General features: G+C 71.2%; 28 protein-coding genes. 12 read left to right on the forward strand and 16 right to left on the reverse strand.

Translation table 11 applies throughout. The features are described from left to right. On the forward strand, positions 1 to 960 hold a 960-nt coding region (locus ARTHRO9V_RS04765; protein ID WP_370516179.1), incomplete at its 5' end, for a diacylglycerol kinase family protein. 96 nt (positions 961 to 1,056) lie between these two features. Here the strand turns inward: ARTHRO9V_RS04765 and ARTHRO9V_RS04770 are convergent. Further along, on the reverse strand, positions 1,057 to 2,016 hold the full coding sequence (locus ARTHRO9V_RS04770) for a helix-turn-helix domain-containing protein (RefSeq protein ID WP_056049799.1): 960 nt from the start codon (positions 2,014 to 2,016) through the stop codon (positions 1,057 to 1,059). A 118-nt stretch (positions 2,017 to 2,134) separates the two neighbouring features. On the opposite strand from ARTHRO9V_RS04770, the gene ARTHRO9V_RS04775 reads away from it, so the two are divergent. Continuing rightward, on the forward strand, positions 2,135 to 2,617 hold the full coding sequence (locus ARTHRO9V_RS04775) for a glutathione peroxidase (protein WP_056049801.1): 483 nt from the start codon (positions 2,135 to 2,137) through the stop codon (positions 2,615 to 2,617). Positions 2,618 to 2,635: 18 nt separating this feature from the next. Here ARTHRO9V_RS04775 and ARTHRO9V_RS04780 read toward each other — a convergent pair whose 3' ends face one another. Together ARTHRO9V_RS04780 and ARTHRO9V_RS04785 are read right to left on the reverse strand one after the other, a co-directional pair. After that, positions 2,636 to 4,114 carry a signal peptidase I gene (locus tag ARTHRO9V_RS04780; protein ID WP_159825877.1) on the reverse strand — a complete coding sequence of 493 codons (1,479 nt, stop codon included), beginning with the start codon at positions 4,112 to 4,114 and terminating at the stop codon, positions 2,636 to 2,638. A 114-nt stretch (positions 4,115 to 4,228) separates the two neighbouring features. Next, on the reverse strand, positions 4,229 to 4,828 hold the full coding sequence (locus ARTHRO9V_RS04785; protein ID WP_056049806.1) for a hypothetical protein: 600 nt from the start codon (positions 4,826 to 4,828) through the stop codon (positions 4,229 to 4,231). A 276-nt stretch (positions 4,829 to 5,104) separates the two neighbouring features. Here ARTHRO9V_RS04785 and ARTHRO9V_RS04790 point away from each other — a divergent pair, with 276 nt between their 5' ends. Next, on the forward strand, positions 5,105 to 5,635 hold the full coding sequence (locus tag ARTHRO9V_RS04790) for a MarR family winged helix-turn-helix transcriptional regulator (RefSeq protein WP_159825878.1): 531 nt from the start codon (positions 5,105 to 5,107) through the stop codon (positions 5,633 to 5,635). Positions 5,636 to 5,715: 80 nt separating this feature from the next. On the opposite strand, the gene ARTHRO9V_RS04795 is transcribed toward ARTHRO9V_RS04790, so the two are convergent. From ARTHRO9V_RS04795 to ARTHRO9V_RS04805, 3 genes are read right to left on the reverse strand one after another with little or no spacing between them, the layout of a single operon-like run. After that, the gene (locus ARTHRO9V_RS04795) at positions 5,716 to 6,555 is read right to left on the reverse strand and encodes a hypothetical protein (RefSeq protein ID WP_236556915.1); all 840 of its coding nucleotides are present in this window, start codon (positions 6,553 to 6,555) and stop codon (positions 5,716 to 5,718) included. After that, positions 6,552 to 7,742, reverse strand: a complete 1,191-nt coding sequence (locus tag ARTHRO9V_RS04800) for a DNA adenine methylase (RefSeq protein WP_236556916.1) — start codon at positions 7,740 to 7,742, stop codon at positions 6,552 to 6,554. The genes ARTHRO9V_RS04795 and ARTHRO9V_RS04800 overlap by 4 nt, the downstream gene beginning before the upstream one ends. A 19-nt stretch (positions 7,743 to 7,761) precedes the next feature. Next, the gene (locus ARTHRO9V_RS04805; RefSeq protein ID WP_082460653.1) at positions 7,762 to 9,213 is read right to left on the reverse strand and encodes a GAF domain-containing serine/threonine-protein kinase; all 1,452 of its coding nucleotides are present in this window, start codon (positions 9,211 to 9,213) and stop codon (positions 7,762 to 7,764) included. 201 nt (positions 9,214 to 9,414) lie between these two features. Here ARTHRO9V_RS04805 and ARTHRO9V_RS04810 point away from each other — a divergent pair, with 201 nt between their 5' ends. Then, on the forward strand, positions 9,415 to 10,065 hold the full coding sequence (locus ARTHRO9V_RS04810) for an NADPH-dependent F420 reductase (protein ID WP_056049913.1): 651 nt from the start codon (positions 9,415 to 9,417) through the stop codon (positions 10,063 to 10,065). A 100-nt stretch (positions 10,066 to 10,165) separates the two neighbouring features. Here the strand turns inward: ARTHRO9V_RS04810 and ARTHRO9V_RS04815 are convergent, their stop codons facing one another. Together ARTHRO9V_RS04815 and ARTHRO9V_RS04820 are read right to left on the reverse strand one after the other, a co-directional pair. Continuing rightward, positions 10,166 to 10,591, reverse strand: coding sequence for a DUF4307 domain-containing protein (locus ARTHRO9V_RS04815; RefSeq protein WP_159825879.1), 426 nt, complete (start codon positions 10,589 to 10,591; stop codon positions 10,166 to 10,168). Positions 10,592 to 10,796: 205 nt separating this feature from the next. Then, the gene (locus ARTHRO9V_RS04820; RefSeq protein ID WP_157485568.1) at positions 10,797 to 10,967 is read right to left on the reverse strand and encodes a hypothetical protein; all 171 of its coding nucleotides are present in this window, start codon (positions 10,965 to 10,967) and stop codon (positions 10,797 to 10,799) included. A 343-nt stretch (positions 10,968 to 11,310) separates the two neighbouring features. On the opposite strand from ARTHRO9V_RS04820, the gene ARTHRO9V_RS04825 reads away from it, so the two are divergent. Beyond that, positions 11,311 to 12,111: a GDSL-type esterase/lipase family protein gene (locus tag ARTHRO9V_RS04825; protein ID WP_159825880.1), complete on the forward strand. Its 801-nt coding sequence runs from the start codon at positions 11,311 to 11,313 to the stop codon at positions 12,109 to 12,111. On the opposite strand, the gene ARTHRO9V_RS04830 is transcribed toward ARTHRO9V_RS04825, so the two are convergent. Further along, entirely contained in the window at positions 12,108 to 12,950 is an 843-nt protein-coding gene (locus ARTHRO9V_RS04830; protein ID WP_159825881.1) for a septum formation family protein, read from the reverse strand. The two genes, ARTHRO9V_RS04825 and ARTHRO9V_RS04830, sit on opposite strands and share 4 nt — an antisense overlap. A 179-nt stretch (positions 12,951 to 13,129) precedes the next feature. On the opposite strand from ARTHRO9V_RS04830, the gene ARTHRO9V_RS04835 reads away from it, so the two are divergent. The 5 genes from ARTHRO9V_RS04835 (at position 13,130) to ARTHRO9V_RS04855 (ending at position 15,631) form a co-directional block, all read left to right on the forward strand. Next, positions 13,130 to 13,402: a hypothetical protein gene (locus ARTHRO9V_RS04835; RefSeq protein WP_148053659.1), complete on the forward strand. Its 273-nt coding sequence runs from the start codon at positions 13,130 to 13,132 to the stop codon at positions 13,400 to 13,402. A 36-nt stretch (positions 13,403 to 13,438) separates the two neighbouring features. Then, entirely contained in the window at positions 13,439 to 13,867 is a 429-nt protein-coding gene (locus ARTHRO9V_RS04840; RefSeq protein WP_055976381.1) for a hypothetical protein, read from the forward strand. 251 nt (positions 13,868 to 14,118) lie between these two features. After that, the gene (locus tag ARTHRO9V_RS04845) at positions 14,119 to 14,628 is read left to right on the forward strand and encodes a hypothetical protein (protein WP_055976379.1); all 510 of its coding nucleotides are present in this window, start codon (positions 14,119 to 14,121) and stop codon (positions 14,626 to 14,628) included. Then, positions 14,625 to 15,161, forward strand: a complete 537-nt coding sequence (locus ARTHRO9V_RS04850; RefSeq protein ID WP_055976377.1) for a DUF6611 family protein — start codon at positions 14,625 to 14,627, stop codon at positions 15,159 to 15,161. Before ARTHRO9V_RS04845 ends, ARTHRO9V_RS04850 begins: the two co-directional genes overlap by 4 nt. Further along, the gene (locus ARTHRO9V_RS04855) at positions 15,158 to 15,631 is read left to right on the forward strand and encodes a hypothetical protein (RefSeq protein ID WP_055976375.1); all 474 of its coding nucleotides are present in this window, start codon (positions 15,158 to 15,160) and stop codon (positions 15,629 to 15,631) included. The genes ARTHRO9V_RS04850 and ARTHRO9V_RS04855 overlap by 4 nt, the downstream gene beginning before the upstream one ends. 54 nt (positions 15,632 to 15,685) lie before the next feature. On the opposite strand, the gene ARTHRO9V_RS04860 is transcribed toward ARTHRO9V_RS04855, so the two are convergent. Genes ARTHRO9V_RS04860 through kdpF form a run of 6 tightly spaced genes read right to left on the reverse strand, consistent with a single transcriptional unit; the run spans position 15,686 to position 23,439 of the window. Then, on the reverse strand, positions 15,686 to 16,375 hold the full coding sequence (locus tag ARTHRO9V_RS04860) for a response regulator transcription factor (protein ID WP_056049824.1): 690 nt from the start codon (positions 16,373 to 16,375) through the stop codon (positions 15,686 to 15,688). Beyond that, positions 16,372 to 18,873, reverse strand: coding sequence for a DUF4118 domain-containing protein (locus ARTHRO9V_RS04865; protein WP_137847195.1), 2,502 nt, complete (start codon positions 18,871 to 18,873; stop codon positions 16,372 to 16,374). The genes ARTHRO9V_RS04860 and ARTHRO9V_RS04865 overlap by 4 nt, the downstream gene beginning before the upstream one ends. 4 nt (positions 18,874 to 18,877) lie before the next feature. Continuing rightward, a complete protein-coding gene (gene kdpC / locus ARTHRO9V_RS04870) occupies positions 18,878 to 19,483 on the reverse strand; it encodes a potassium-transporting ATPase subunit KdpC (RefSeq protein ID WP_137847194.1) in 606 nt (201 codons plus the stop codon). 31 nt (positions 19,484 to 19,514) lie between these two features. Next, positions 19,515 to 21,674, reverse strand: coding sequence for a potassium-transporting ATPase subunit KdpB (gene kdpB / locus ARTHRO9V_RS04875; RefSeq protein ID WP_159825883.1), 2,160 nt, complete (start codon positions 21,672 to 21,674; stop codon positions 19,515 to 19,517). A gap of 2 nt (positions 21,675 to 21,676) precedes the next feature. After that, on the reverse strand, positions 21,677 to 23,350 hold the full coding sequence (gene kdpA / locus ARTHRO9V_RS04880; protein WP_159825885.1) for a potassium-transporting ATPase subunit KdpA: 1,674 nt from the start codon (positions 23,348 to 23,350) through the stop codon (positions 21,677 to 21,679). Further along, positions 23,350 to 23,439: a K(+)-transporting ATPase subunit F gene (gene kdpF / locus ARTHRO9V_RS04885; protein WP_159825887.1), complete on the reverse strand. Its 90-nt coding sequence runs from the start codon at positions 23,437 to 23,439 to the stop codon at positions 23,350 to 23,352. The genes kdpA and kdpF overlap by 1 nt, the downstream gene beginning before the upstream one ends. 360 nt (positions 23,440 to 23,799) lie before the next feature. On the opposite strand from kdpF, the gene ARTHRO9V_RS15975 reads away from it, so the two are divergent. Further along, entirely contained in the window at positions 23,800 to 24,123 is a 324-nt protein-coding gene (locus ARTHRO9V_RS15975; RefSeq protein ID WP_159825888.1) for a LysR family transcriptional regulator, read from the forward strand. A gap of 144 nt (positions 24,124 to 24,267) precedes the next feature. Continuing rightward, positions 24,268 to 25,638: a TrkH family potassium uptake protein gene (locus ARTHRO9V_RS04895; protein WP_159825889.1), complete on the forward strand. Its 1,371-nt coding sequence runs from the start codon at positions 24,268 to 24,270 to the stop codon at positions 25,636 to 25,638. Between the two features lie 161 nt (positions 25,639 to 25,799). On the opposite strand, the gene ARTHRO9V_RS04900 is transcribed toward ARTHRO9V_RS04895, so the two are convergent. After that, positions 25,800 to 26,345 carry a sigma-70 family RNA polymerase sigma factor gene (locus tag ARTHRO9V_RS04900; protein ID WP_236556920.1) on the reverse strand — a complete coding sequence of 182 codons (546 nt, stop codon included), beginning with the start codon at positions 26,343 to 26,345 and terminating at the stop codon, positions 25,800 to 25,802. Between the last annotated feature and the right edge of the window lie 98 nt (positions 26,346 to 26,443).

Here is a 26,443-nt window from a genome sequence, read left to right on the forward strand (position 1 = left end):
GAGGGGCGCGGGGCTGGCAAGATCGACGCCATGACCCCGACGCCCCTCCGCCTGGTCGTGGCGATCAACCCCGGCGCCTCCGCCGGCGGCCGGAAGCACCTCGCCGACGGGGTGCTCGCCGGGCTCCGCGGTGCCGGCCACACGGTCGTGCCGCTCACCGAGTCGAGCTACGACGACCTCGTGGCCGCCGCCCGTCGCGAGCTCGACCCCGACCACGGCGAGCGTCCCGACGCCCTGATCGTCGTCGGCGGCGACGGCATGGTGAACCTCGGGGCCAACCTCGTCGCGGGCACCGACGTGCCGCTGGGACTGGTGCCGACCGGCACCGGCAACGACACGGCCCGGGCGTTCGGGCTGCCCCACGACGACGCCGAGGCGGCCACGCGCCTCCTGGTCCGGCTGCTCGAGGGCGAGCCGACGACGATCGACGCCGGACGCGTGCTGCAGGCCGACGGCCGGGCCACCTGGTTCGCCTGCATGGTCTCGGCCGGTTTCGACGCCGTCGTGAACGAGCGGGCCAATCGGCTGAGCTGGCCGAAGGGGCGCCGCCGCTACGACGTCGCGCTCGCCATCGAGCTGGTGCGCCTGCCGCGCATCTCGTACCGCCTCGAGCTCGACGGGGTCGCCTCGACGGTCGAGGGCACCCTGATCTCGGTCGGCAACGGCCAGTCGCTCGGCGGCGGCATGAAGGTCACGCCCGACGCCGTGCTCGACGACGGGCTGCTCGACGTGCTCGTGGTGGAGCGGCTGACGCGCTGGCAGTTCGTCCGGCTGTTCCCGAGCGTGTTCCGCGGCACCCACCTGAGCCACCCGAACGTGACCGTGCACCGCGTGCGTCGGTGCGTGATCGAGGCCGACGGGGTCGCCGCCTACGCGGACGGCGAGCGCGTCGGGCCGCTGCCCGTCACGGTCGAGGTCGTCCCGGGCGCCCTGCGCGTCTTCGCCGCCATCGGTCGCTGACCGCCGGATCGAGCCCGGGAGGCGCGCTCGGCGGCGAAGCGGCCCGGGAGGCGCGCTCGGCGGCGAGGCGGCCGAACGCTCCGGGCACCCCCGACCTCAGCCGCGGTGCAGCGTCTCGCGGGGGTACTCGCCGAACCGTTGCTGGTACGCGGCCGAGAACCGGCCGAGGTGGGCGAAGGCCCAGTGTCGGGCGACGTCGGCGACGGTCGTGGCGTCCGGGGCGGCCGCCCGCAGCGCGTCGTGCACGCGCTCGAGGCGGATCTCGCGCAGGTAGGCCGTGGGCGTGGTGTCGAGGTGACGACTGAACGCCTGTTGCAGCCCGCGCGGGGTGAGCCCCGCCTCCCGGGCGATGTCCACGGCCGAGATCGGCAGGTGGGCGCTGGCGTGCATGTATTCGACGGCGAGGCGGAGGCTCGCGTTGCGCGGTGCCAGCAACGCCGCGGGCATCTGGCTCGAGGTGTGGGCGAAGGTGTCGAGCAGGGCCACCGCGGCCATCCGGGCCATCTCGGTGCGCATCAGGTCGCTGGGCTCGCCCGAGCCCAGGTAGGCGCGTCCGATCAGACGGACCGTGGCGTGCCAGGCCTGCATCGCGGCGGACGAGACGGGGGCGGCGTGGTCGAAGCGGAGCGTGCCGGGCATGATGCCGTGCTGCTCGGCCGCGACCTCGTCGACGACCGACTTGGAGAGGTGGAGCAGGCTCTGGTTGACGTCCTCGGTGGTGAACTCGAAGTCCCGCCCCTCGGGGAAGAGGATCGGTCGTCCGACGGCTCCGGCCACCTCGTCGCGACCGTTGTCGATCGTGGAACGCCCGTCGAGCAGCCAGTGGACGACGTGCTCGTCACCCGCGGCCGCCTGCCCGTCGACGCGACCCATGAACATCGTCGACCGCAGGGTCATGGCCCCGTCGCCGACGATGGTGTGGCGGAACGAGAAAGGGGCCTCGGTGGGAGCGACGCGGAAACCCCGGCCGTTGTACCCGGCCTGCAGGATGTCGACCGCCTCGTCGAGATCGCGCCCCCGCGCGTCGAAGCGCATCTTGTCGTCGCGGGCAGCCATCTCAGCGAATTGTTGCACGCACTCCAAACCCCGCACCAGTCGATCCCAGGGGGGTTGACAGTCGCTCGGCGACGTGCCTGAGGGCCGGCTCGCAGCGGGCGGGCCTACGGTCGGACCCATGACGCTCGACGACATCACCCTGACCACGATCCGCGGCGAGTCCACCACGTTCGGCGCCTACGCCGACAAGGTCGTGATGGTCGTGAACGTGGCCTCCCGCTGTGGCCTCGCGCCCCAGTACGAGAAGCTCGAGGCGCTGCAGAAGCAGTACGGCGAGCAGGGCTTCACGGTGCTGGGCTTCCCCAGCAACCAGTTCTTCCAGGAGCTCTCGAGCGGCGAGGCCATCGAGGAGTACTGCTCGGCGACCTGGGGCGTGACCTTCCCGATGATGGAGAAGGTCAAGGTCAACGGTCGGGGTGAGCACCCGCTCTACACCGAGCTGAAGAAGGCCACCGATGCCGACGGCAAGGCCGGCCGCGTGAAGTGGAACTTCGAGAAGTTCGTGATCACGCCCGGCGGCGCCGTGCACCGGTTCCGTCCGACGACCGAGCCCGACGCCCCCGAGGTCGTCGCGGTGATCGAGGAGGCGCTGGCCGGCTGAGCGAGCGGGTCTCCGGACTCAGCGTCCGGCCTTGTAGTGGGCCGCGACGCCGGTCGCCGTCAGCACGCCCGAGTTCCAGACCTGGGTGTTGTCGAGAGACCCGGCGAAGTAGTTGCTGCTCGGAGCCGAGGTCCAGCCCGACAACGGCAGCTGACCGATGCGCCACCAGCCGGTGTACGCCTGGGCGCTCTTGGTGGCCGTGTCGGCGGCCACGCTCTTGCCGTCGACGTACAGGGTCATGCCGTTCGTGCTGGAGAGCGTCGCGACGACGTGGTGCCAAGCGCCGTCGTTGTACGACAGGGGCGACACGACGGTCTTGACCGTGTTGGGGTACACGCCGAAGACGAGCTTGCCCGCGTTCGTCATGTAGAGGTGCCGGTCGTAGAAGCCGGGGGCGCCCGCCTGCGAGTTCGCGAAACCGACGAGCTCGCCACCCGCGGTCGTCCGCGTCCTGACCCACGTCTCGATCGTGAGGTTGTTCGAACCGGTGAACGACGTCGGCGTCGTGACCTGCCCGCTGGCACCGTCGAGGGTCAGGTACGGGCTGTCGTCGGCCGCACAGGACCCGGGGGTGAACGACGCCCCGCCGACGAGGGTTCCGGGCCGGGCATTGCCCGAGCTGTCGGCGGCCGTCGTCCCCGACGCCTCGCTGTAGGCGAAGGCGAAGTCGGGCTTGTCGACGAAGGTCTCGGTGAGGCAGTCGTAGGTGCCGGCGGTCAGCTTCGACGTCGGGTTGGCGGTCGGGGCGGCGAACGCGGCGTGCGCGCCACCGGACACGGCGAGGGTGAGTGCGAGACCGCCACCGATCGCTGCCAGGCCGATCGCGCCTCCTGCGGTCCTCAGGCGACGGAGGCGCCGCTCGCGACGACGCTGGACGCGGCGGCCGGCGGGGGCGGTCACCCGAGGCGACGCGGGACGCTCGTCACGCAGCAGGTACCGGTCGTTGCGGCTGAGCAGGACGACGAGGATCAGCAGTCCGCCGGTGACCAGCAGGTGGCCGTACTGGTGGGCCGCGGCCCAGACGAAGGGCGTTCCGACGTACGGCACGCGCAGGAACCCGACGCCGATGACGGCGCTGCGGTCGATCGGCGTCGAGTCGACGCTCGGGTTGGCGTCGCCCTTGGTGACGATCTGCCCGGCCTGGCCGTTGTCGTGGTAGCGGTGCAGCCGCAGGTGCCCGGCCTGGTCGGGGTCGTCGAAGAGGAGGACCTGACCGCGGTGCACGTCGGACGCCGCCACGGGCTTCGCGACGACGACGTCGCCGGGGTGGATGCGGGGCTCCATCGAGCCGGTCATCACGGTCGTGGGGCTCCAGCCGAGGGCGGCGGGAGCGGCCGCGTAGACCATCAGGCCGAGCAGCGAGTAGAGCACGACGCGTGACGCGGTGCCGAGGGCCAGGCGCGTCCAGTCGAGCCACGGACGAGAGGCACCCAGGGGCACGGTGATCGAGGCCGCGGCCGCGGTGGTGGGCCGCAGCTTCAGGTCGATCGTGCTCATGGGTGCCTCTGCTCGGGGGTGGTGCGGATGATGCGGTCTCGGGCCGCCTGGTGCGGTGTTGCGCGGTGCTGGTGCGGTGTCGCCGTGACGCGGGGGTCAGCCGCGGGACGGGTCTCAGCTGTTCTGGGCCTCCCAGGTGAGGCCGAGGCTCGCGGTGCCGCCCTGGGTCGTGTTGGGGGCGGTGTTCGAGACGGTGTAGGTCACCTGGTAGGTGCGGGTCTCGGACGCGGTGCCGGTGGGGGCCCAGGTGCCGACGCCGTTGGAGTAGTTGGTGTAGCTGGTGCCGAAGGCGGCCAGCGTGCCGTTGTAGAGGCTCGAGCCCGCCGAGAGCGGGGTGAAGCCGGTGCACGAGCCGAAGCCGCCGCCGGTGCCCTGCACGACGCTCAGCGTGATGTTCGACGCGAGGTTGTTGGTCGTGGCGGCGCCCGTCCCGTAGAGCTTGACGGCCGAGGCGAGCGAGCCCGTGCTGGTGACGGCGATGCAGTTGCTGCCGGTCTGGCCGGGCTTGAGGTTCGTGGCGGTGAAGAGCGCGGTGTTGCTGTCGTCGTCGGTCAGGGCGACGGTGCCGGCGGTCCAGTTGCTGGTGGGGTTGACCGTGGTCGACGAGAAGGCCGAGTACGACGCCGTCGAGACGACGATGCCCGAGGCGACGAGGGCGGCGGGGATGGCGATCCAGGCGGCGATGCGGGCGATGCGGGGCGTGGGACGGGACATGGTGTGCTCCAGGGCGAGAGGGGGGAAGAGGGGATGTCGGGGGCCACCCCGGCGAGGTGATTCAGGGGCTTCGCCGGTGAGAAGCTCACCTCCCGAACCGTTCCGGTTTCGAGTGGTCGTTGTTCTCAAGTGGTACGACAATCAAATTACTCAGAGCCCGAGAGGCACGCAAGATGAACCATGTCCCCAGTGGTGGGGGTGTCACGATCGTCGAGATTCTTGTTGACTGAGCCGGTGCCATGGACGGCACGCCCACACGCGTCACGGAGGACCCCCTTGCTCATCTCCCCACCCCGGGCCGACCCCGGCCTCATCACCGGACCCGGCCTCACGCCCGACCCCGGCCTCGCCCCCGGCGACCTCGGCCGCCTGCTCGACTCGTTCCGCCTGTTGATGCTGAACCACTCGCGGGTGCTCGACCACCAGGGCGACCTCTTCGGGCTGGGCGACACCGACATCCGGTTCCTCTTCTACGTGTGGGCCACCGGCGACCTGGTCACCCCGAAGCGGGCGGCCGAGCACCTCGACCTCTCGTCGGGCGCGATGACCAACCTCGTCGACCGCCTCGTCGACGCCGGGCACCTCGACCGGCGCCGCAACCCGGACGACCGCCGCAGCGTCATCGTCAGCCGCACGCCGCGCGGCGTCGAGGTCACGACGGCCATCGCGAGCGCCTACGCCGCCGCGTTCGCCGAGGTCGTGCCGGCGTCGCGACACGGTGCCCTCGCCGACACGCTGCTCGACCTCGGCCGGGCGTTCGACCGCCACGGGGTCGGCACCCGGGACGCGCCCCACGCCGCCGCCTGACCCCCCTCCGCCGCGGGCCGCGGGCCGCCGGCCGCGGGCCACGGGCCACGGGCCACGGGCCGCGGGCCGCGGGCCGCGGCCTACGGGATGAGGCGACGCAGGCGTGCGGCGTCGGCCAGGTCGGCCCGGAAGCGGTCGAGTGTCGACAGCGTGTAGAGCCCGTCGATCTGCTGGTCGACCCACAGCTGGTGGATGCGCTTGAGGTCGGCCTGACGGCTCTTCCAGCCGATGCCGTCGATCACGGCCATGACGGTCTGTCGGGGCAGCCGCACGTCGGCCATCTCCTCGATCTCGCGGACGGCGTCGGTCAGCTTCGAACCGGTCGAGTCGAACCCCTTCGCCGCGACCACGATGGCGGGCTCCTCCGCCGAGGGGATCACCAGGTCGCACGGCGCCGTGCGGTTCGCCCGGCCGGTGAACCGCGTCCGCGTGCCGCAGGCGAGTCCGAGGTCACGGGCGATGGCCTCGATCTCGTCCTCGAGCCGCCGACCCGACACCCCGGCGCGGATCGCCGACGCCCGGGTGCCGGCCCGAGCCGAGAGCAGGTCGCCGAAGTCGTACGTGCGGTGCCGCTGGGACGCGACGAGACGGACGAGCTCGAACTCGTCGTCGAGGTGGGCGACCAGTTCGTCGGCCCGTCCCCGCGCGAGCGTCAGCCAGCTGGGGGTGTCGAAGGCGTGCCGCAGCGAGTTGCGCAGCTTCTCCTGCGACAGCCCGACGGCCAGGCCGAGGGCGGGCACCCACGCCGGGTGCTGCCGGGTCCACTCGGCGAGGTGGTCGCGGTCGACGACGGGCAGGTCGCCGAGGCTCGCCGCGGCCCGGCCGAGGTCGGTCGCCGCGGCCGACGGAGCGGTCGGGTCGACGTGCGGGGTCATGCGGCCGAGCGAGGCGACGTACTCGTCGAAGGTGGGGATCGTCACGGTCGGTCCCTCCCGACGAAGACGTACTCGGTGGCCGCCGTGCGGGTCGCCGCGCGGTGCGTGCCGAAGCTGTAGGTGTGGTCGACCACGCGCACCTCGACGTGCGGCTTGACCGTGCGCATCAGCTGCTCGATGCGCTCGCGGCTCGGCACGGCGTTCGACGAGTACGACAGCACGAGCGCCCCGGCGTCGGCGAACTGCTCGAAGGTGCGCACGAGGGCGTCGTCGACCGTGCGCGGGTAGGCGAACGGCGTGAACAGCTTGGCGATCTTCTTCGTCTTGGTCTCGGTCATGATCGTCTGCCCCCGCCAGTACACGGCCAGCCCCTGCAGGAAGTGGTACCGCTTCATGTAGTCCGCGTCGTCCCGAGGAGGCGCGTAGGGCGGATCGAGGTACACCAGGTCGGCGGGTGGTCGCCCGAGGTCGGCGACGTCGCCCTCGACGGCCTCGTGCGCGAGCCCGTCGTCGAACACGGTGGCGCCGTAGGCCCGGACGGCCGCCCGGAACTGCTCGGCCATGGTCAGCCGCAGGTCGCGGCGTCCGTCGTCGTAGCGCGCCCCGGTGAAGGTGAAGACACCCCGGGGTTGCTTGCGCGCCGCGGCCAGCACGAGGCCCGCGATCGCCAGGTCGCGCTCGGCACCGACGAGCCGGTCGACGTGCGACCAGGCCGAGTCGAGGAACGCCCGGTCGTCGGCCGAGAAGAACACGCCGTCGAAGGTGCGGCGGACGACGTCGCGGTCGTCCGCGGGCGGGCCGCAGATCTCGTCGACGAGCTCGTCGGACAGCGTCGTCGACCCGTTGACGACGGAGGCGCGGGCGATGACCGCGGGGAACGCCAGGAAGTCGTTGCTCACGACCTGGCGACCCTCCGCCTTCATCAGGTACGAGACGACGCCGGACCCGCTGAAGGCGTCGATCGCGGTCGAGGGCCGCACCGCGCCTCCTCGGCCTCCGGGTTCGCGGGCCGACACGGGCGCCACGCTCGAGAAGACGTCGTGCAGCACGGGCAGCAGCGCGTACTTCGAGCCCATGTAGCGCAGGCGGGGGAAGGCGGCGACGCGGGCGGGCACGGGAGCGGCCCCGGTCGCCGTGGCCCCGGTGGCGGCGGCCCCGGTCGCCGTGGCCCCGGTGGCGGCCCCGCTCGCGGTGGGCCGGCTCGCGGCGGAGGGCACGAGCTCGACGGTCACCGGGCAAGTCTGCCGCACGTCAGCGGTCGGACGGGCTCCGGGTGCGGGAGTCGAGGTCGACTCGCTCGGCGTGCGGGACGCTGCCGGTGGTCGTGCCGGCGATGCGCAGGCTCTCTTGTCGCAGCTCGAGCTGGGCGACGACGAGCGCCGCGAGGTCGGCGAGGTTGGCGACCTGCTCGTCACTGGCCGTGCCCGGCTCGCGACCGATCACCGAGAGGGTGCCGATCGTGTGGCCGTCGCGCCGGGTGAGGGGCACGCTGACGTAGAACCGCATGCCGAGCGGACCGGTGACCAGCGGGCTCGACGCCACGCGACGGTCGGTCGCGGCGTCCTCGATGACCAGCGGCTCGGACGAGTGGACGGCCCCGAGCGAGAGGTCGATGTGCCGGGCGATGTCGCCCACGGCGGGGTCGTAGTGGGTCGTGAACCACGTGCGGTCGTCGTCGATGACGGTCGCCAGGGCGATGGGCGCCGAGAACAGGCGGGCCGCCATGGCGGTGACGCGGTCGAGCGCCTCGTTGGGCAGGGTGTCGAGCACCTCGCTGTGGTCGAAGGGCTCGGTGTCGCCCCCGCGCATCGAGCCGTCGCCGGTCGACAGGTCGCCCACGGCGTCGCGGTGCTCGGTCGTCTCGGTGATGACCACGTCGCGCATCATCGCGACGAGCTCGGCCCGCGTCGGCCGCTCGGCGGGGTCCCGGCGGGTCATCGCCCGCAAGGCGTGACGCCAGTGCTCGGGCAGCGGGTCGGGCAGCACCGGGTCGCGCGACAGCCGGGCCACGGCCGACTCGACGAGCGACCCCGGGAACTCGCGTCGACGCGTGAAGCACTGCAGCAGCACGAGGCCGAGGCTGTAGACGTCGCTCGGGGGGCCGACCTGGCCGCCCACGGCCTGCTCGGGGCTGAGGTACGCCGCGGTGCCGGTGGTGACGCCCTCGGCGGTGAGCCGTTCGACGTCCTCGGTGAGGGCGATGCCGAAGTCGGCGAGCTTGGCCCGGGCGCGGGCCGCCTCGTGGTCGCCGTAGTCGACGAGCAGGATGTTCGACGGCTTGATGTCGCGGTGCACCACCGCGTGGCCGTGGATGTAGTCGAGCGCCTCGGCCATGTCGTAGCCGATCTCGGCGATGTGCCGCGGGGCGAGCGCGCCGTGCCGCAGACGGTCTTCGAGGTTGAGGCCGGCGATCAGCGGCATCACGAGGAAGCGTTGCGGACCGTTCGGCCCCTGCTCGACACCGGCGTCGAAGAGACCGACGAGGCCATGGTGCTCGAGGCTCGACAGCACGCCGAGCTCGGCCTCTTGTCGGGCCGGGTCGACCATCGCGCTGTGGAAGACCTTGATCGCGACGGTGCGGTTGAGGCTCTCGTCGACGGCCTTGTAGACGGTCGCCATGCCGCCCCGACCCACGACGGACTGCAGGCGGTAGCGCTCGGCGAGGACGCGATCGAGCGCGTCGTCCTGCTGTGGCGCGGCCATCGCCTCCCCCTCGTGACTGGTGTGTGGTCCATCCTGTCGCATGCGGGGCGATCTCGTGACGGTCCGGCGGGTGACGATCACATCACGACGAGGTCACGCCCATCGCCCGGGGACCCCGGCGCAAGCCGGCCGGACCTTGCGATGCCCTGGGAGAACGTCGTCGTCGGGAAGGCATCGGGCGGGCCATCGGTTGCGTTGCGCATGACAACCTACGGAATCATCGGAGCAGGCAACATCGGCAGCCAGGTCGCCCGGGCGGTCATCGCCCACGGCCACGACGTCGTGATCAGCAACTCGCGCGGCCCCGAGACCCTGGCCGACCTCGTGGCCGACCTCGGCCCCAAGGCCCGGGCCGCCACGGCGACCGAGGCCGGCGAAGCGGGCGACGTCGTCGTCGTCACCGTCCCCCTCAAGAACGTCGACCAGGTGCCCGTCGAGCCGCTCGCCGGCAAGACCGTGATCGACACGAACAACTACTACTTCGAGCGCGACGGCCACATCACCGCGCTCGACGAGGGCACCGACACGACCGCCGAGATGCTGCAGCGCCACCTGCCCACCAGCACGGTCGTCAAGGGCTTCAACCACATCCCGGCCGACGACATCACGACCGACACCGCCCCGGCCGGCACCCCCGACCGCCGCGCGCTGGCCACGTCGAGCGACTCCCCCGAGGCCGTCGCCCTGATGACCGACCTCTACGACGAGCTCGGCTTCGACACCGTCGACGTCAGCCCGTTGTCCGAGAGCTGGCGCGTGGAGCGCGACCGCCCGGCCTACGTCGTCCGTCAGACGAAGGACGAGCTCGTCGCCAACCTGGCGAAGGCGAACCGGGTGCCGCAGGCCTCCTGACCCGGCCGGGCGGTGACGCCGCCCGACGAACGCGACCCGCGCCTCCTGCAGGAGGCGCGGGTCGCGTCGTTCGTGGAGGTGCCGGCGGCACCGCGACCGGTCAGGGCACCCAGCAGCGGTAGGCGGAGCCGGTCACGGCACGCTCGCTCGTCACGAGCGAGGTCGTGTAGGTCTGGGTGAACGTGTCGACGGCGGGCAGGTCGACGACCTTCCACCCGACCACCGCGCGGTTCTCGTTCAGCGCCTGCACGGCGCAGGCGACGTCCGTGCCGCCCGCGACGTTGATCGTGTACTGCACCCGGACCGCGTCGTCACCCGCGACGGTGAACCCGTAGTGGCTCACCTCGAGCTCGGCCGAGTCGCCGTCGAACGCGACGAGCACGACCCAGGCCGCCACCACGACGGCCACGACGGCACCCGCGACGAGGGCGATCAGTCGCGATCGACGAGTCCGGCCCGGCCGCCGGCCGTACCGACTGTCGAGCCGTGAGGCCGGATCGGGGCGCGCCGGGTCGAGGGTCTGCATGGCGTCAAGGGTAGGAGGCGCCGGCTCGGAACCGCATGGACGTCACGTCCCGCGGTGGCCGGCCGGCCGAGGCGGGCCGCCTGGACGGCTCGGGCCGCCTCGTCGGGTCAACCCGCCTCGAGGGGTCAGGCCGCTTCGGCCGCGAAGAGCATCGACAGGTCGAGGGGCTCGGTGGGGACCAGTTCGACGTAGACCAGGTCGTCGTTCACAGGAAGAGCCCGTTGCTGAGGAAGAGGGCGGCGACGAGACTCGCGCTGGCGCCGACGGCCGCCGTGGCGATGACGAAGAGGGTCGCCTGGCGTTCGGTCTCGCGGACCTCGGAGAAGGGGCTCTGGTCCGCGTCGATGCGGCGACGCGACGGCGTGAGGAGTGTCATGGTGTGTCCGATCTCGGCAGCCCTGTGCTGCCTGCCCGTGATGCTGTTGCCGGAGGGGGCGCGACCCGGTCGCGTCCCGCACCGCCCGTGAAGTCGGTGCACAGGAATGAAACCACGGGATAGCTAGTCCCTCTAACTACTCGACCGGGCTGTTCGCATTGCGGACAGCGCCCCCTCTCCGTCGTCGACCAAGCCGGCTCCGAGGCCTGATTCCCCGGCCTTCTGCGCCACCCACCCCCGAAAGGGGAATGTCCTCATTTCGGGGGACCGGCAGACTGACCTCGGTCTCGGGACGAGACCGCCGGAGGCCGCGCCTCCTGCACTGCACGGATTGCGAACGCACATGCCCCTGGTCGAGACCCCGACCCCCCGCCCGCACGGCCGCCTGATCGCGGCCGTCCTGCGCGCCTCCCAACCCCTCTTCCGCCTGCACCTCGCGCTGTACCGGCGCGAGGTGGCGCGGGCACCCTACCCCCGCGACGCCCGCCGCATGACCATCGACGGCCCGGACCCCGTGCACCTGCTCTTCGTCGGCAGCATCGCCGTCGAGGGTTTCGGCGTGCTCGCGCACGACCTGACCTGCGCCAGCCAGACCGCCCGCCTCGTCGGCTCGGCCCGGGGCCGCGGCGTCACCTGGCGCGAGGTCTCGGCACCCGTGCTCACCGCCGCCGAGGCCGCCCGCGTCGAGCTGCCGACCGACCCCGCGGAGGCGGCGGTGGTGCTGCTCGGCATCTGTGACGTCCTGCTGGCGACCGGGGGCGCCTCCTGGGAGGCCGACCTCCGCCGTCTCGCCGACCGGGTGCGCGAGACGGCCGGCCCCGACTGCCGCATGGTCTACGTCGGCATCCCGCCGATGGCCGAGTTCCGGCCGATCCCCCCGGTCGCCAAGCGATTGCTGACCCGCCAGATCGAACGACTGAACGCGCTGACGGCCCGGGTCGCCCTGACCACGCCCGGCGCGTCGTGGGTGCCGTTCCCCGAGTGGCGGTCCGAGGGGCTGTACCACCAGGAGCTGTTGTCGTGGGCCACCATGCACCGGCGCTGGGGGCAGGCGATCGCGCCGGCCGTGGTGAGGTCGCTCGGGGGCGTCACCGCCGCCGAGGCGCGGCACGAGACCGACGCCGGGCCGGGAGTCCCGGCCTAGACGCCCGAGTCCGCCAGGCTGCCGACGCGGGTCGTGCCGTAGGTGTACGCGTAGCAGACGACCGAGCGCTCGCCGCCGTCCCAGCCCTTCTCGGTGGGGGCGAGCACGCCGTAGTCGGCGAGGGACTCGTCGTACGAGGCCCCGACGTAGTCGCTGAAGGCCGCGTCGCAGAGGTCGGCCGCCTCGTCCAGGACCTCGTAGCCGCCGGGGAACGCCCCGCCGTCCAACTCGTCCACCAGGTAGGCCTCTTCGTCGTGGGCCTCGTCGCACGAGGCGGTCTCGACGTCGCCGGTGCCCTCGCGACCGAGGTCCCCGACGGTGAAGCAGGTGCCGACGTCGAGCCCGTCGACGCTCGTCACGCCCGAGAAGTCGAGGGGGTAGAGGTAGTCGCCGTAGACCGCGTCCGAGCCGAAGTACGTGGTGGGGTCCTCGTCGGCGTACGACGAACCGTCGTCGTAGCCGTAGCCGGCCGACCCGCCGGCGAGCGACATCCCGCCGAGCAGGCCGGCACCGCCGCCGACGATCAGGGCGACGACCGCCGCACCGACGATCGCGAGGACCCAGGGGGTCCTCGACGGCTGCGACGGCAGGGCGGGGAGGAACGCAGGAGGCGCGGCGTAGGGGTCCGGCGTCGGCCACGCCTGCCAGGGGGCCTGGGCCTGCGGCTGGGGCTGGGGCTGGGGCTGCTGCTGGGGCTGGGGCTGCTGCTGCCACCCGGGCGACTCGGACCCGGGCTGGGGCCACCCCTGCGGCGGCTGCGGCTGCGGCTGCGGCTGGTCGGGCTGCTGCCATCCCTGCGGTCGCTGCTCGGGTGCGCCCGGCTCGATCGGTGTGCTCACGGTCGTCCCCTTCGTGGACCGGGCGGTCGGATCACCGGGTCACGCCGGATCATATCCAGCCCCGGGCACCGCGCTCGACCCCCTGTCCGGGAAGACGATCGTGATCTGGTTGCCCGCCCTCCCGGCCTGACCTACACTCGATCCGTTCGAACACACGTTCGAACGTGCAGGAGGACGACATGAGCACCCAGACCACCCACGAGCCCGTCGCGCTGTGGTTCGAGCGCGACCTGCCGGCGCGGCTGGTCTGGTCCTGCCGACGGTGGCGGGTGAGCGACACCCCGACCGAGCTGAGGGTCGAGCCGGCCGTGACGCCCCCCTTCATCACGCACCCGCCCCGTCGCTTCGTCGGCTGGCGTTTCCAGGCCACCGACGACGACGACACGACCCACATGTTCGAGGTCGTCCTCGGCACCGACGGCGGGTGGGTGCTGGGCCGCGTCTACGACTGACCCGGGACGACGACGGGCGGCTGCGAGGATGACGTCATGACGGACCCCCTGCTCGAACGCATCGAGCGCTACATGGCCAGGTCACCGGTGAGCGAGTCGTCTCGCCTCACCGCCTGGGCCCGGACGCTCGCCCTCGGCGAGCTGGTCCGCGTCCTGAGGACGAACGAGCCCACCGACGTCGGAGTGCAGACCCTCGAGTCGCAGCTGCGATTGGCGGCGACCATCACGCGGGACAGCGGCGGGGACCTCGAGGTCGCGGCCTCGCACCACGATCGCCTCGCTGCCGATCTCACCGCCGTGCAACCGGATGCGGACCAGTACTCTCCCGTCCGCAACGCCGCCCGCGCCCATCGCATGGCGGCGGCCATCTGCCGTGGTGATCACTCGGACCTGCGCCGCTTCGCCTCCCACCCGAGGCACGGGACCGACTACACCGCGGCGCTCCGGTTGCCGTCGACCGACTGACGGTCGGGGCCCCCCGGCAGACCGCGGCCGGGGCCCGGTCGGAGACTCCCTGGGCGGCCCGGATGGCGGCCCGCGTCGAAGGGTGACGAGGTCCTCGCGCACGGGTTGCGTCAGGATGTGGGGCCACGGCGTTCAGATGTCGCAAGGGACTCCGTCTCGCGCGGCTGGGCCGCTTAGGACTGTCTCATGCACTCATCGCCGGCCACCCCTGACACGACCTGCGACCGCCGTGTCGCGCGTCAGGTCCGTTCATGACCCTCACGGACATCCTTCCCTCGATGCGACGGGTGATCGCCGACCCGTTCGTCCCCGACGCCTGGCCGGAACGGACTCGTCCGACCCTGGACGACGTCGTCATCGGCGGGGTGTCCCTCGTCCGCCTGGCGAGCATCTGCGAGACGCCGTGCGTCCACACGGGCGCTGCCCTCGTGCCCCGCTCCGGTGGCCGGGTGTCGACCGTCGACGACGCCACGGCGATCGTCGTCACCGTCAGCAACGTCTGTCGCCACAGCTCCGGTGCGATCGTCGTCCAGGTGGACGCCCGACTGGGTGCGGTGCCCGTCGCCATCGGGGAGCTGCGTCTGATCGGGCGGATCTCGACGGCCCACGACGTGGCCATGGTGATCGGCCTGCAGGACGAGGGGCCCGATCTCGCCGTGGCCGACCTGCCCGGAGACCTTCGCATCGGCGACCTCCTGGCGGTCCCGTGCCCGGGCGACATCACGGTCGGGCGTCTGCGCCGGCACCAGAGCCGACGATGACGACCCCTGGCGCCCTCCCGACGATGCGTCACGCCGTGCACGACGTCGTGGACGGTGCTCATTCGTGGGGCACGCTGGACCAGGCTCCGGCTCGGTCGACGGTCGTGCAGCAGATCACCCTCCGGGTGTTCCGACCGGGAACGAGCCTCCGCGAGAGGAGGCTCCTCCATCTCCGGCAGATCTGGCCCGTCGCCGGGGCGATCTGCTCGGCCGTGTCGCTCCTCGTCCTGGCATCCCGGGTCCCGGCTCCGGTGGCGGCCTCGATCGCTCTGGCCCTCTACGGTCTCGGGTTCCTGTGCCTCGACGTCATGACGACACGGCTCCGGGCCACGGTGCGAGAGCTGACGGCGTCCTCGACGTGCACCCCGGGCGGTCTGGTCGTGCTCGGTGACGCCGCCTGCGTCCGCGCGACGGCTGCGCGGCTCGTCGCCCTCGAGCGGGAATTCGCGTCAGGCCACCTCTCGCTCGAGCGGTACCTCGCGCGCTGGAACGAGGTCTACACCGCGTTGCCGGCGGATTCGAACCGGACATGACGTCGAAGACGTCGGTCCCCGTCGCCACTCGTTTCTACGGAACGGGGCCGCAGTTCGATGCCCTCGCCCTGGAGGTCGACGATTTCTCGGCCGCATCGCGACGCGACTCCCGGGACGCGGGCCGGTTCTTGACCGACGTGTTGGAGACGCAGCTGCGGCACCTCCGACCGGTGAGCCAGATCCTCCTCCTGGAACGCATCCGCGCCTCCGGACGCGTCTCGGGGTCTCACTTCTCGACCCTTCGCGGCGTCTTGTCGCGCACGCGGGCCGTGGCGGCGAACACCCACGGCATGGACGTCTCGACCAACGCGCTGCTCTTGCCGGCCTCTCGAGCCGACGCCCTGTCGGAACCGGACGTGCTCGACCTCGTGCGGCACCGCCCCCTCCAGGCGACGGGCGTCGTCCTCGATCACCACGTCCCCGTTCGGGTCGGACGTCTCAGGGAGTCCCTCAGCGCACCCGTCCTCTGACCGCCATCGTGTACTTCCCTGACGACGGGGGCAGGAGGCGCGTGGCATCCGAGGTCAGCTGCTCGGCTCGTCGGGCACGAAGCGGTAGCCCATGCCCTGCACCGTCTGGAGGTAGCGAGGTTGAGCCGGGACCGCTTCGAGCTTCTTCCGGAGTTGGGAGACGTACAGCCGCAGGTACCCGCCGTCAGTGGTGTGTGCCGGACCCCAGATCCGGGTGAGGATGTCCTCCCGTGTGACGAGACGCCCCGGGTTCCTGACCAGGATCTCGAGGATGCGCCATTCGGTGGGAGTCAGGCGGATCGCCTCGTCCGGTTCGCGGACGACGCTCTTGGCGACGAAGTCGATCCGGATGCCCCCGAACGTCTCGGACGGTTGATCGGGGGTCGGAGTCGTCCGTCGCGTCAGCGCCCGGAGGCGGGCCAACAGCTCGTCCATGGCGAACGGCTTGGTGATGTAGTCGTCTGCGCCGGCATCGAGCGCCTCGACCTTGTCCGCGGCGCCGGCTCGGCCCGAGACGACGAGGACCGGGATGTTGCTCCACCCGCGGAGGCCTTCGATGACGCCGAGCCCGTCGACGTGCGGCATGCCGAGGTCGACCATGACGACGTCGGGATGTTCTTCGACGACGGCGCGGAGCGCCTCGGCTCCGTCGGCGGCGGTGGCGATGTCGTAGCCGACCGCCCCGAGGGTCAGGGTGAGGGCCCGGACGAGCTGCGGATCGTCGTCGGCGATGAGGATCTTCATGCGTGGTCCGTCCCGGTCGTCTGATGAGCCACAGGAAGGGAGACGACCATGCTGAGCCCGCCTCCCGGGGTCTCCTCGGCTCGGAGGGTGCCCCCCATGCCCTCGGTGAAGCCCTTGGAGATGGCGAGTCCCAGCCCGAGGCCGGCGGTGTTGTCGGTGTCGCCGAGGCGCTGGAAGGGAACGAACACCAGGTCCAGGCGTTCGGGACTGATCCCCGGCCCCTGATCGGCGACGCGGATCTCCACGGCGTCCCCGAAGCTGCTGCTGGAGAGACGCACCGGTGTCCCCCCGGGGGCGTACTTGAGGGCGTTGTCGAGCAGGTTCACCAGGACGCGCTGGAGGAGGACCGGGTCGGCGTCGGCCTGGGGAACGTCCTCGCCGATCCGGAGCTCGATGCGTCCGGGGTCGACCTGGAGTTCGTCCACGGACGCGAAGAGGACGTCGTCGACGTCGACGGGTTGGCGTGACACCGCGAGGGCTCCCGCCTGGACGCGGCTGACGTCCAGGAGGTTCGTGACGAGGGCCGACAGCGCGTCGAGGCTCTCGTGGGCCGTGGTGAGGAGTTCGTCGCGGTCGCGGTCCGCCCAGACGACGTCGTCTTGTTGCAGGCCCGTCACGGCCGCCGTGGCCGAGGCGAGCGGCCGCCGCAGGTCGTGTCCGACGGCGGCGAGCAGTGCCGTGCGGACCTGGTCCACCTGCGCCAGCGGCCCCGCGGAGTCGGCGGTCGCCGACAGGGCCTTGTGTTCCAGGGCCGTCTCGACCTGGGCCGCGATGACCGCGAGGAGGCGTCTCTCGGACGCCGCCATCGGCGGTCCGGTCATCTCGAGGCGCGCACGGGTGCCGACGGGGACGATCGTCGTCTCGTCGCCGGCCCGGGGTGCGCCGAGGGAGTCGACGACGTCACCGTCGACGTCGATGACGGAGACCGTCCGCAGGCGGAAGGCGTCCTGGGTGCGGGACAGGAGCGCGTGGAGCGCGTCCTGGCCGCGGATGACGCCCCCGGCGACGGCCGCGAGCAGTTCGGACTCGGCGACGGCACGCGCCGCCGCCCGGGATCGACGGGCAGCCTGGTCGACCACGTAGCTGACGAGCAGGGCGATGACGACGTAGAGGACGAGGGTCAGGAGGTGCAGCGGCCGGCCGACGGTGATGCTGTCGTAGGGCTCGACGAAGAAGAAGTCCAGCGTCACTCCCGAGAGCACCGCCGCGAAGAGGGCCGGCCAGATCCCGCCGACGAGCGCGACGACCACGACGAGCAGCTGGTAGACGAGCACGTCGCTCGTGAGCGATTCGTCGCTGCGGAACATCACGAGCAGCCAGGTCACGATCGGGCCGAGCACCACGGCGAGACCGCCCCCCAGGAGGCGACGCCGCAGCGTCAGCGCGCCTCCTGCCCGGGGGAGGGTGAACCGGCCGCCGGCGGCGGAGTGGGTCACGATGTGCACGTCGATGTCACCCGATTCGCGGATGACGGTGGCGCCGATCCCCGGGCCCGTCAGGGCTGCGGCGACGCGGCTCCGGCGGCTGACGCCGATGACGAGTTGGGAGGCGTTCATCGCCTTCGCGAACTGGACCAGGGCGACGGGGACGTCACCACCGACGACCTGGTGATGGGTGCCGCCGAGTTTCTCCGTCAGGGCGCGCTGCGCCGAGAGAGCACCCGGGTGCGCATCGCGGAGGCCGTCCTGGGCGATGACGTGCACGGTGACGAGCTCGCCCCCGGACGACCGGGCGGCGATGCGGGCGCCACGACGGATGAGGGTCTCGCCCTCCGGCCCGCCGGTGAGGGCGACCACGACCCGCTCCCGCGCCTCCCACTTGCTGTCGATCCCGTTCTCGACCCGGTAGGCCTTCAGGGCGCTGTCGACCTCGTCGGCCAGCCACAGCAGAGCCAGCTCCCGCAACGCCGTCAGGTTGCCGAGGCGGAAGTAGTTCGACAGCGCGGCGTCGATGCGGGCCGCCGGGTAGACGTTCCCCTCGGCGAGACGGTCGCGGAGAGCCTGGGGGGCGAGGTCGACGACCTCGATCTGATCGGCGCTCCGGAGCATGCTGTCGGGGACGGTCTCGCGCTGGGCGGCCCCGGTGATCTTCTCCACCACGTCGTTGAGTGACTCGATGTGCTGGACGTTGACGGTCGAGATGACGTCGATGCCCGCGTCGAGGAGGACCTGGACGTCCTGCCACCGCTTCTGCCGGGCCGAGCCCGGAGCGTTGGTGTGGGCGAGCTCGTCGACGAGGGCGAGGTCGGGTCTCCGGGCGAGGACGGCGTCGACGTCCATCTCCGTCAGCTCGATGCCGCGGTGCAGGGTCGTCGTCCGCGGGACGACCTCGAGATCGCCGAGCATGGACGCCGTGGCCTCGCGGCCGTGGGTCTCGACGACGGCGACGACGACGTCCTTGCCCTCTCGGGCGAGCCGGGTCCCCTCTTCGAGCATGGTGTAGGTCTTGCCGACGCCGGGGGCGGCGCCGAGCAGCACCCGGAGCCGCCCCCGCTTCACGGTCTCAGCGTCCCGTCTCGGCCAGGGCCGCGTTGAGCTCGAGCACGTTCACGGTGGGCTCGCCCAGGTAGCCGAGGTCGCGGCCCTGGGTGTGCTCCTCCACGAGCGCCTCGACGTCCGCGACCGGCAGGTCACGTGCCGCGGCGACCCGCTCGACCTGGATGCGCGCGTACTCGGGGCTGATGTGCGGGTCGAGCCCGGACGCGGAGGCGGTGAGCGCGTCGACGGGGACGTCCTCCGGGGCGACTCCGTCGCTCTCGGCGATCGCCGCCCGCCGCTCCTCGACGGCCGCGATGAGGTCCTCGTTCTCGGGCCCGTAGTTGCTGCCGCTCGAGGCGGAGGCGTCGTAGCCGTCACCGGCAGCCGAGGGCCGCGACTGGAACCACTCGGGCAGGGCGACACCGTCGGCGTCGGTGAAGGACTGCCCGATGAGTGACGAGCCGACGGTCTCACCGTCGACGTGGACGGCGGAACCGTCCGCCTTGCCGCCCAGGACGAGCTGGCCGACCCCGGTGACGACGGCCGTGTAGGCCACGCCGAGGACGACGGTGAAGACGAGCATCGCGCGGAGGGCGACACCGTACTGGCGGAGCAGGGTGCGGGTGTTCATGGTCTCTCTCTCGTTCGTCGTCTGCGTCGGTTCAGAAGCCGGGGAGCAGGCTGACGATCAGGTCGATGATCTTGATGCCGACGAACGGGGCGACGACGCCGCCGAGTCCGTAGACGAGGAGGTTGCGCGACAGGATCGACGACGCCGACGCCGCCCGGTACTTCACGCCCCGCAGGGCGAGCGGGATGAGCACGACGATCACGAGGGCGTTGAAGACGATCGCCGAGAGGATCGCCGAGGCCGGCGAGGACAGCTGCATGACGTTCAGCAGCCCGAGCCCGGGGAACACCCCGGCGAACATGGCCGGGATGATCGCGAAGTACTTCGCGATGTCGTTGGCGATCGAGAACGTCGTGAGGGCGCCGCGGGTGATGAGCAGCTGCTTGCCGATGCGGACGATGTCGATCAGCTTGGTCGGGTCGCTGTCGAGGTCGACCATGTTGCCGGCCTCCTTCGCGGCCGAGGTGCCCGTGTTCATCGCGACGCCGACGTCGGCCTGGGCCAGCGCGGGGGCGTCGTTGGTGCCGTCGCCGGTCATCGCGACGAGCGCGCCTCCTTCTTGCTCCCGGCGGATGAGGGCGAGCTTGTCCTCCGGGGTGGCCTCGGCGAGGTAGTCGTCGACGCCGGCCTCGGCCGCGATCGCCTTGGCGGTGAGGGGGTTGTCGCCGGTGATCATGACCGTGCGGATGCCCATGCTGCGCAGTTCGGCGAAGCGTTCGCGCAGGCCGGTCTTGACGACGTCCTTGAGGTACACGACGCCGAGGACGCGAGCCTCCGAGGCCGTGGTCTTGATCGCGACGACCAAGGGGGTCCCTCCGGCGTTCGAGATCTCGTCGATGCGGGTCTGCAGTTCGTCGTGCTCGGTGCTGGCGAGACGACGGTCCTCCTCGACCCAGGCGATGACGGAGTTGCCGGCACCCTTGCGGATCTGCGTGCCGTCGGGCAGGTCGAGACCCGACATGCGGGTCTGGGCGGTGAAGGGCACGATCTCACCCGGCTGACCGTCGGCGTCGTGCCACCCCGTCGTCAGGGCGAGGTCGACGATCGACTTGCCCTCGGGGGTCGGGTCGCTGAGCGACGACCGGGCGGCGGCGTCGACGAGTTCGGCCCGGGCGATGCCGTCGAGCGGCGTGAACTCGGCCGCCTGCCGGTTGCCGTAGGTGATGGTGCCGGTCTTGTCGAGCAGCAGCGTGGTGACGTCACCGGCGGCCTCGACCGCGCGGCCCGACATGGCGAGCACGTTGCGCTGCACCAGGCGATCCATGCCCGCGATGCCGATGGCGCTGAGCAGCGCCCCGATCGTCGTGGGGATGAGGCAGACCAGCAGGGCGATGAGCACGGGGATGCTCACCGACGCGTCGCTGTAGGCCGCGATGGGGTTCAACGTCAGGGTCACGACGACGAACACGATCGACAGGCTCGCGAGCAGGATGTTCAGCGCGATCTCGTTCGGGGTCTTCTGGCGGGAGGCGCCCTCGACGAGGCGGATCATGCGGTCGACGAAGGTCTCGCCGGGCTTGCTCGTGATGCGCACGACCACCCGGTCGGACAGCACGCGGGTGCCGCCGGTGACCGCGCTGCGGTCGCCGCCCGACTCGCGGATCACCGGGGCGGACTCGCCCGTGATGGCCGACTCGTCGACGCTGGCGATGCCCCAGACGATGTCGCCGTCGCCGGGGATCAGCTCGCCGGCGGTCACCACGACCGTGTCGCCGAGCGTGAGGTCGGCCGAGGACACCGACTCCGAGGAGGCGCGCTCGGCACCGGCGTCGGACGTCGCGTCGTACGAGACCACGCGCTGGGCGGTGGTGCTGGTGCGGGTCGCCTTGAGGGTCTCGGCCTGTGCCTTGCCGCGACCCTCGGCGACGGACTCGGCGAGGTTCGCGAAGACGACGGTCAGCCAGAGCCAGACCGCGATGGCCCAGGTGAACGAGCCGGGGACGGGCGAGCCGCCCGAGGTCTCGGGACCGGTGAAGAGGCCGGCGATCGCGAGGATCGTCGTGTAGGCGGCACCGACCTCGACGATGAACATGACGGGGTTGTGCCACATCTCGCGCGGGTCGAGTTTGCGGAGCGCGCCGGGCAGGGCCGCGACCAGCTGGGCGACGCCGAACGCGCCTCCTCGGTTCGTCGGGGCGTGCTCGCCCTCGTGGTCGTGGTCGGTGGTGGGTGTGTCGGTGACGACGGACATGGTTACTGCAGCCCTTCAGCGAGCGGTCCCAGTGCGAGGACGGGGAAGTAGGTCAGCGCGGTGATGATCACCGAGACGCCGGTGAGCAGGCCCACGAACTGCGGGCGGTGCGTGGGGAGGGTCCCGGCGGTGGCGGGGACCTTGTCCTGGGCGGCGAACGAACCGGCGAGGGCGAGCACGAGCACGATCGGCACGAACCGGCCGAGCAGCATCGCGACGCCGAGGGCCGTGTTGAACCACGGGGTGTTCGCGGTGAGCCCCGCGAAGGCCGAACCGTTGTTGTTCGACGCCGACGTGAACGCGTAGAGCACCTCGCTGAAGCCGTGCAGGCCCGGGTTCCAGATCGACGTGCCCTCGACGTCGGCGCGCACCGCGGGGATCGCAAAGCTGAGTGCGGTCCCGGCGAGCACGAGGGTCGGCGTGACGAGGATGTAGAGGCTGGCGAGCTTGATCTCGCGAGGCCCGATCTTCTTGCCGAGGTACTCCGGCGTGCGGCCGACGAGAAGGCCGGCGATGAACACCGTGATGACGGCCAGGACGAGCATGCCGTAGAGACCGGAGCCGACGCCGCCGGGGGCGATCTCACCGAGCATCATGTTGATCATCGGCATCATGCCGCCGAGCGCCGTGTATGAGTCATGCATCGAGTTGACGGCACCGGTCGAGGTGAGGGTCGAGGTGGAGCCGAACAGGGTGGATCCCCAGATGCCGAACCGCGCCTCCTTGCCTTCCATCGCGCCGCCTGCGAGCTGTGGTGCCGTGCCCGCGCCCCGCAGCTCCGCCCACGTCAGGGCGGACAAGGAGACCGCGAAGATGGTGGCCATGACGGCCGCGATGGCGACGCCCTGCTTGGTGGAGCCGACCATGCGGCCGAAGGTGCGCGGCAGCGAGAACGGGATGACGAGCATCAGGAGGATCTGCAGGAGGCTCGTCCAGGGTGTGGGGTTCTCGAACGGGTGGGCGCTGTTGGCGTTGAAGAAGCCGCCGCCGTTGGTGCCCAGCAGCTTGATGGCCTCCTGCGAGGCGACGGGCCCGCCGGGGATCGTCGCGGTGCCGCCGGTCAGGGTCGTGACGTCGGTGAACCCGGCGAAGTTCTGGACGACGCCGCCCGCGATGAGCACGACGGCCGCGACGGCGGCGAGGGGCAGCAGGAGGCGGACGAGTGTGCGGGTCAGGTCGACCCAGAAGTTGCCGAGCGTCCCGGTCTTCACTCGGGCGAGGCCTCGGATGAGGGCGACGGCCACGACGATGCCGACGGCCGCGGAGACGAAGTTCTGGACGGCGAGTCCGCCGAGCTGGACCGCGTACCCGAGGGTCACGTCGGGCGAGTAGGACTGCCAGTTGGTGTTCGTGACGAAGGAGGCCGCGGTGTTGAACGACAGGCCCTCGGGCACGGCGGGGAAGCCGAGTGAGTACGGCAGGACGCCCTGGAGGCGCTGGAGAGCGTAGACGAGGAGGACACCCACGAGGGAGAACGCCAGGACGCCCCGGAGGTAGGCCTGCCAGGTCTGTCCGGAGGCGGAGTCGACGCCGATGAGGCGGTAGAAGCCCCGCTCGACGCGGAGGTCCTTCGTCGTGGTGAACATGGTCGCCATGTAGTCGCCGACAGGCCGGTAGAGGACCACCAGGATGACGACGACCGTGAGGATCTGGAGGATGCCGAAGAGCGCGTCCATCAGAAGCGCTCAGGCTTCACGAGCGCGTACACCAGGTACGCGAGAGCGGCCACCGCGAGGACGACCGCGCCGATGCTGAAGACGATCACAGCTTCTCGACCCCCTTCGCCACGAGGGCTATCACTGCGAACACAGCGATGACGGCGAGCACGTACACGATGTCGAGCACTACGACTCCAAGAAGAACGATCGACGGGCCACCAGGGCCCGGTGCCCGTCGTGGGCACAGCGAGTCAGTAGACACCCGGAGGAGCGCCGGATCGGTGGCCCTTACGGGTTCCTCACGCCAGGACGTGGATTCCTCACGAACATCACACGCCCGACAAGGAGAGAACCCAGCAGACTGGCTGATCAGCGGCGTCACGAAGGTGGCCTGCGCGGTCCGCTCGCCGACATGACCCAGAGGAGAGACACCCCTGACAGCACCATCAGCATCCCTCTTCGTTCAGATGGAAACGCTCCTGGCGGTCACCGAGGAAGGAAGCTTCGGGCGCGCAGCTCAGCGATTGGGTGCCAGCCAGTCCGCGGTGTCACAACGCATCCAAGCTCTCGAGCAGGCAAGCGGGCGGAGGCTGGTGGGGAGATCCACTCCGCCGATACCCACGAGAGAAGGGCTTGCTGTTCTCCAGGCGGCGAAGGACGCACGCGCGGTCACGCTCAGCCTCCGAGCACTACGAGAAAAATGGATCCGGGAGTCTGCTTCGTCGACATTCCCGGCGACGGCCTCGTACGTCGGTCCCGGGCAGCTCCCGGCTTCGCATGTACTTCAATGACGAATGTCCGGCGGCTCGAGGCCCATTGTCACTCCCCCGCATCTGCAAGGGGCATTCGGTGGCTTTGGGCCGCACCTCGGTGAGGGCTCCGGGTCATCCTGGGGCGACTTTGCCGACCGTGAATGACGTCCTCGGAGTGGTGCGGTGAACGCCCGGGCGTCCAGCGCACGCATCGCCGGTTTGCCACAACGCGTTTTGCGACGGTCCCCAGCCCTCGTCGCCCTGGGGATCTTCCTCATCGTCATCGTGCTGTTCTCCGCACTGCTCGCGCTGCCCGTCGCAACGTCGAACGGGACACGCACCCCGCTCCACGATTCGGTGTTCACCGCTGTCTCCGCGATGACCGTCACAGGCCTGGTCACAGTAGAGACCGCGACGCACTGGTCGTTCTTCGGGCAGGTCGTGATCCTCGCCGGCATCCAGGTCGGGGGCCTCGGCATCGTCACCATCGCCCTGCTGCTCTCCCGGGCCGTCACGCACAAGCTGGGTGTCCGGGGCCGCATCATGGCTCAGCAGGGCATCGGCACCAGCAAGCTCGGCGAGGTCCAGTCGCTGCTGAAGATCGTCGTCCTCACCACCGTGATCGTCGAGGCGGCCCTCGCCCTGGTGCTCGTGCCGGCATTCATCGTGCGTGAGGGCTCCGTGGTGTCCGGGGCCTGGCACGGGATCTTCTACGCGGTCTCGGCCTTCAACAACGCCGGGTTCGTGACTCACGAAGGCGGCCTCGAGCAGTTCGGCACCGATCCGTTCATTCTCGTGCCGCTCATGGCCGGGGTCTTCATCGGCAGCCTCGGGTTCCCGGTGTTCATGATCTTGATGGTCCACAAGACCCACCTGCGCCGCTGGAACCTCCACACCAAGCTCACCCTCTCCGTGACCACCGGCCTGCTGGTCTTCGGGGCGATCGTGTGGACCCTGCTCGAGTGGGGCAACACCGCCACCATCGGAGACATGGCCCCCGGCGACAAGATCGTCCACGGCCTGTTCGCGTCGACCATGATGCGCAGCGGCGGCTTCGCGCTCGTCGACACTGGCGCCTCCCACCCCATCACCCTCCTCGCCACCGACGCCCTCATGTTCGTCGGCGGCGGGTCCGCGTCGACCGCGGGCGGCATCAAGGTGACGACGATCGCGCTGCTGTTCCTCGCGATCGCCGCCGAGGGCAAGGGCGACAAGAACGTCCGGGTGTTCCGCCGCACCGTCCCCGAGGCAGCTCTCCGCGTCGCGATCAGCGTCATCTTCCTCGGCGCGACCCTCGTCCTCGCCGCGACCGCCCTGATCATGACCGTCAGCGACGAACCCCTCGACCGCATCCTGTTCGAGGTTATCTCCGCCTTCGCCACCTGCGGCCTGAGCGTGGGGCTGAGCGCCGAGCTCGACCCGTTCGGCAAGTACGTCCTCGCCGCCCTCATGTTCGCCGGCCGGGTCGGGCCCATCGGCCTCGCCTCGGCCCTCGCCGTCCGCCGCCGCACCCTGCTGTACGACTACCCCGAGGACCGCCCCGTCATCGGGTGACACGGGCGTCGACGGGCAGCGCGGGGAAGACAAGCTCCACGGGTGATTCCGGGACGGGCGCTGCTGCGGGCAGAACGCCCGTGCTGAGGAGGTGACCTGTCGAGGTGCTTCGTCGAGAGGCGGATGCCCGTGCGTCGGCCCGGACGGATGGCCCGAAGGCCCTATCCGTCGACGTGCTTCCGGAGGGCGACGAGCGCGTCCCGGATGCGGGTCTTCATCGTCCCGATCGGGACGCCGGCGCGAACGGCTGCTTCGGACCGGGTGAAGCCGCCGTAGTACGTCAGCTCGAGGGCCTCGCGGTGCGCAACGGTGAGGGTTCGCATGGCCCTCGCGACCCGGTGGTGTTCGACCGAGATCTCGGCCTCTTCGGCGACGTCGTCTCGGCTGGGTTCATGGTCGCGGATGCCCACGGCGACGTCGCGGTCCCGTCCGGCCTGAGAAGACCGCACGCGGTCGATCGCACGGCGGCGCGCGCGCATCAGCAGCCACCCCACCGCCGTGCCCTCGGTGGGGTCGAACAGGGGCGCGTCCTGCCAGGCGGCGAGGAACACCTCTTGGGTGACCTCTTCGGACTGCGCCGGATCGACCAGGATGCGGCGCACGAGCCCGAGGACCCGGGACACGGTGCAGTCGTAGAAGACAGCGAAGGCCCGCTCGTTGCCTTCACCGACGAGGGCGAGGAGTTCGTCGCCTGATCGTCGGGTCACGGCTGGCAGCGCAGGTGCAAGAGACACGGGGGAGCCATTCGTTCGGAAGGGGTACAGGAGGGATGCTCCCCCAGGCATTCGGCCACTGTATGCGGGTG

Source organism: Frigoribacterium sp. 9N, assembly GCF_902506305.1.
In the GTDB taxonomy this organism is placed as follows: domain Bacteria; phylum Actinomycetota; class Actinomycetes; order Actinomycetales; family Microbacteriaceae; genus Frigoribacterium.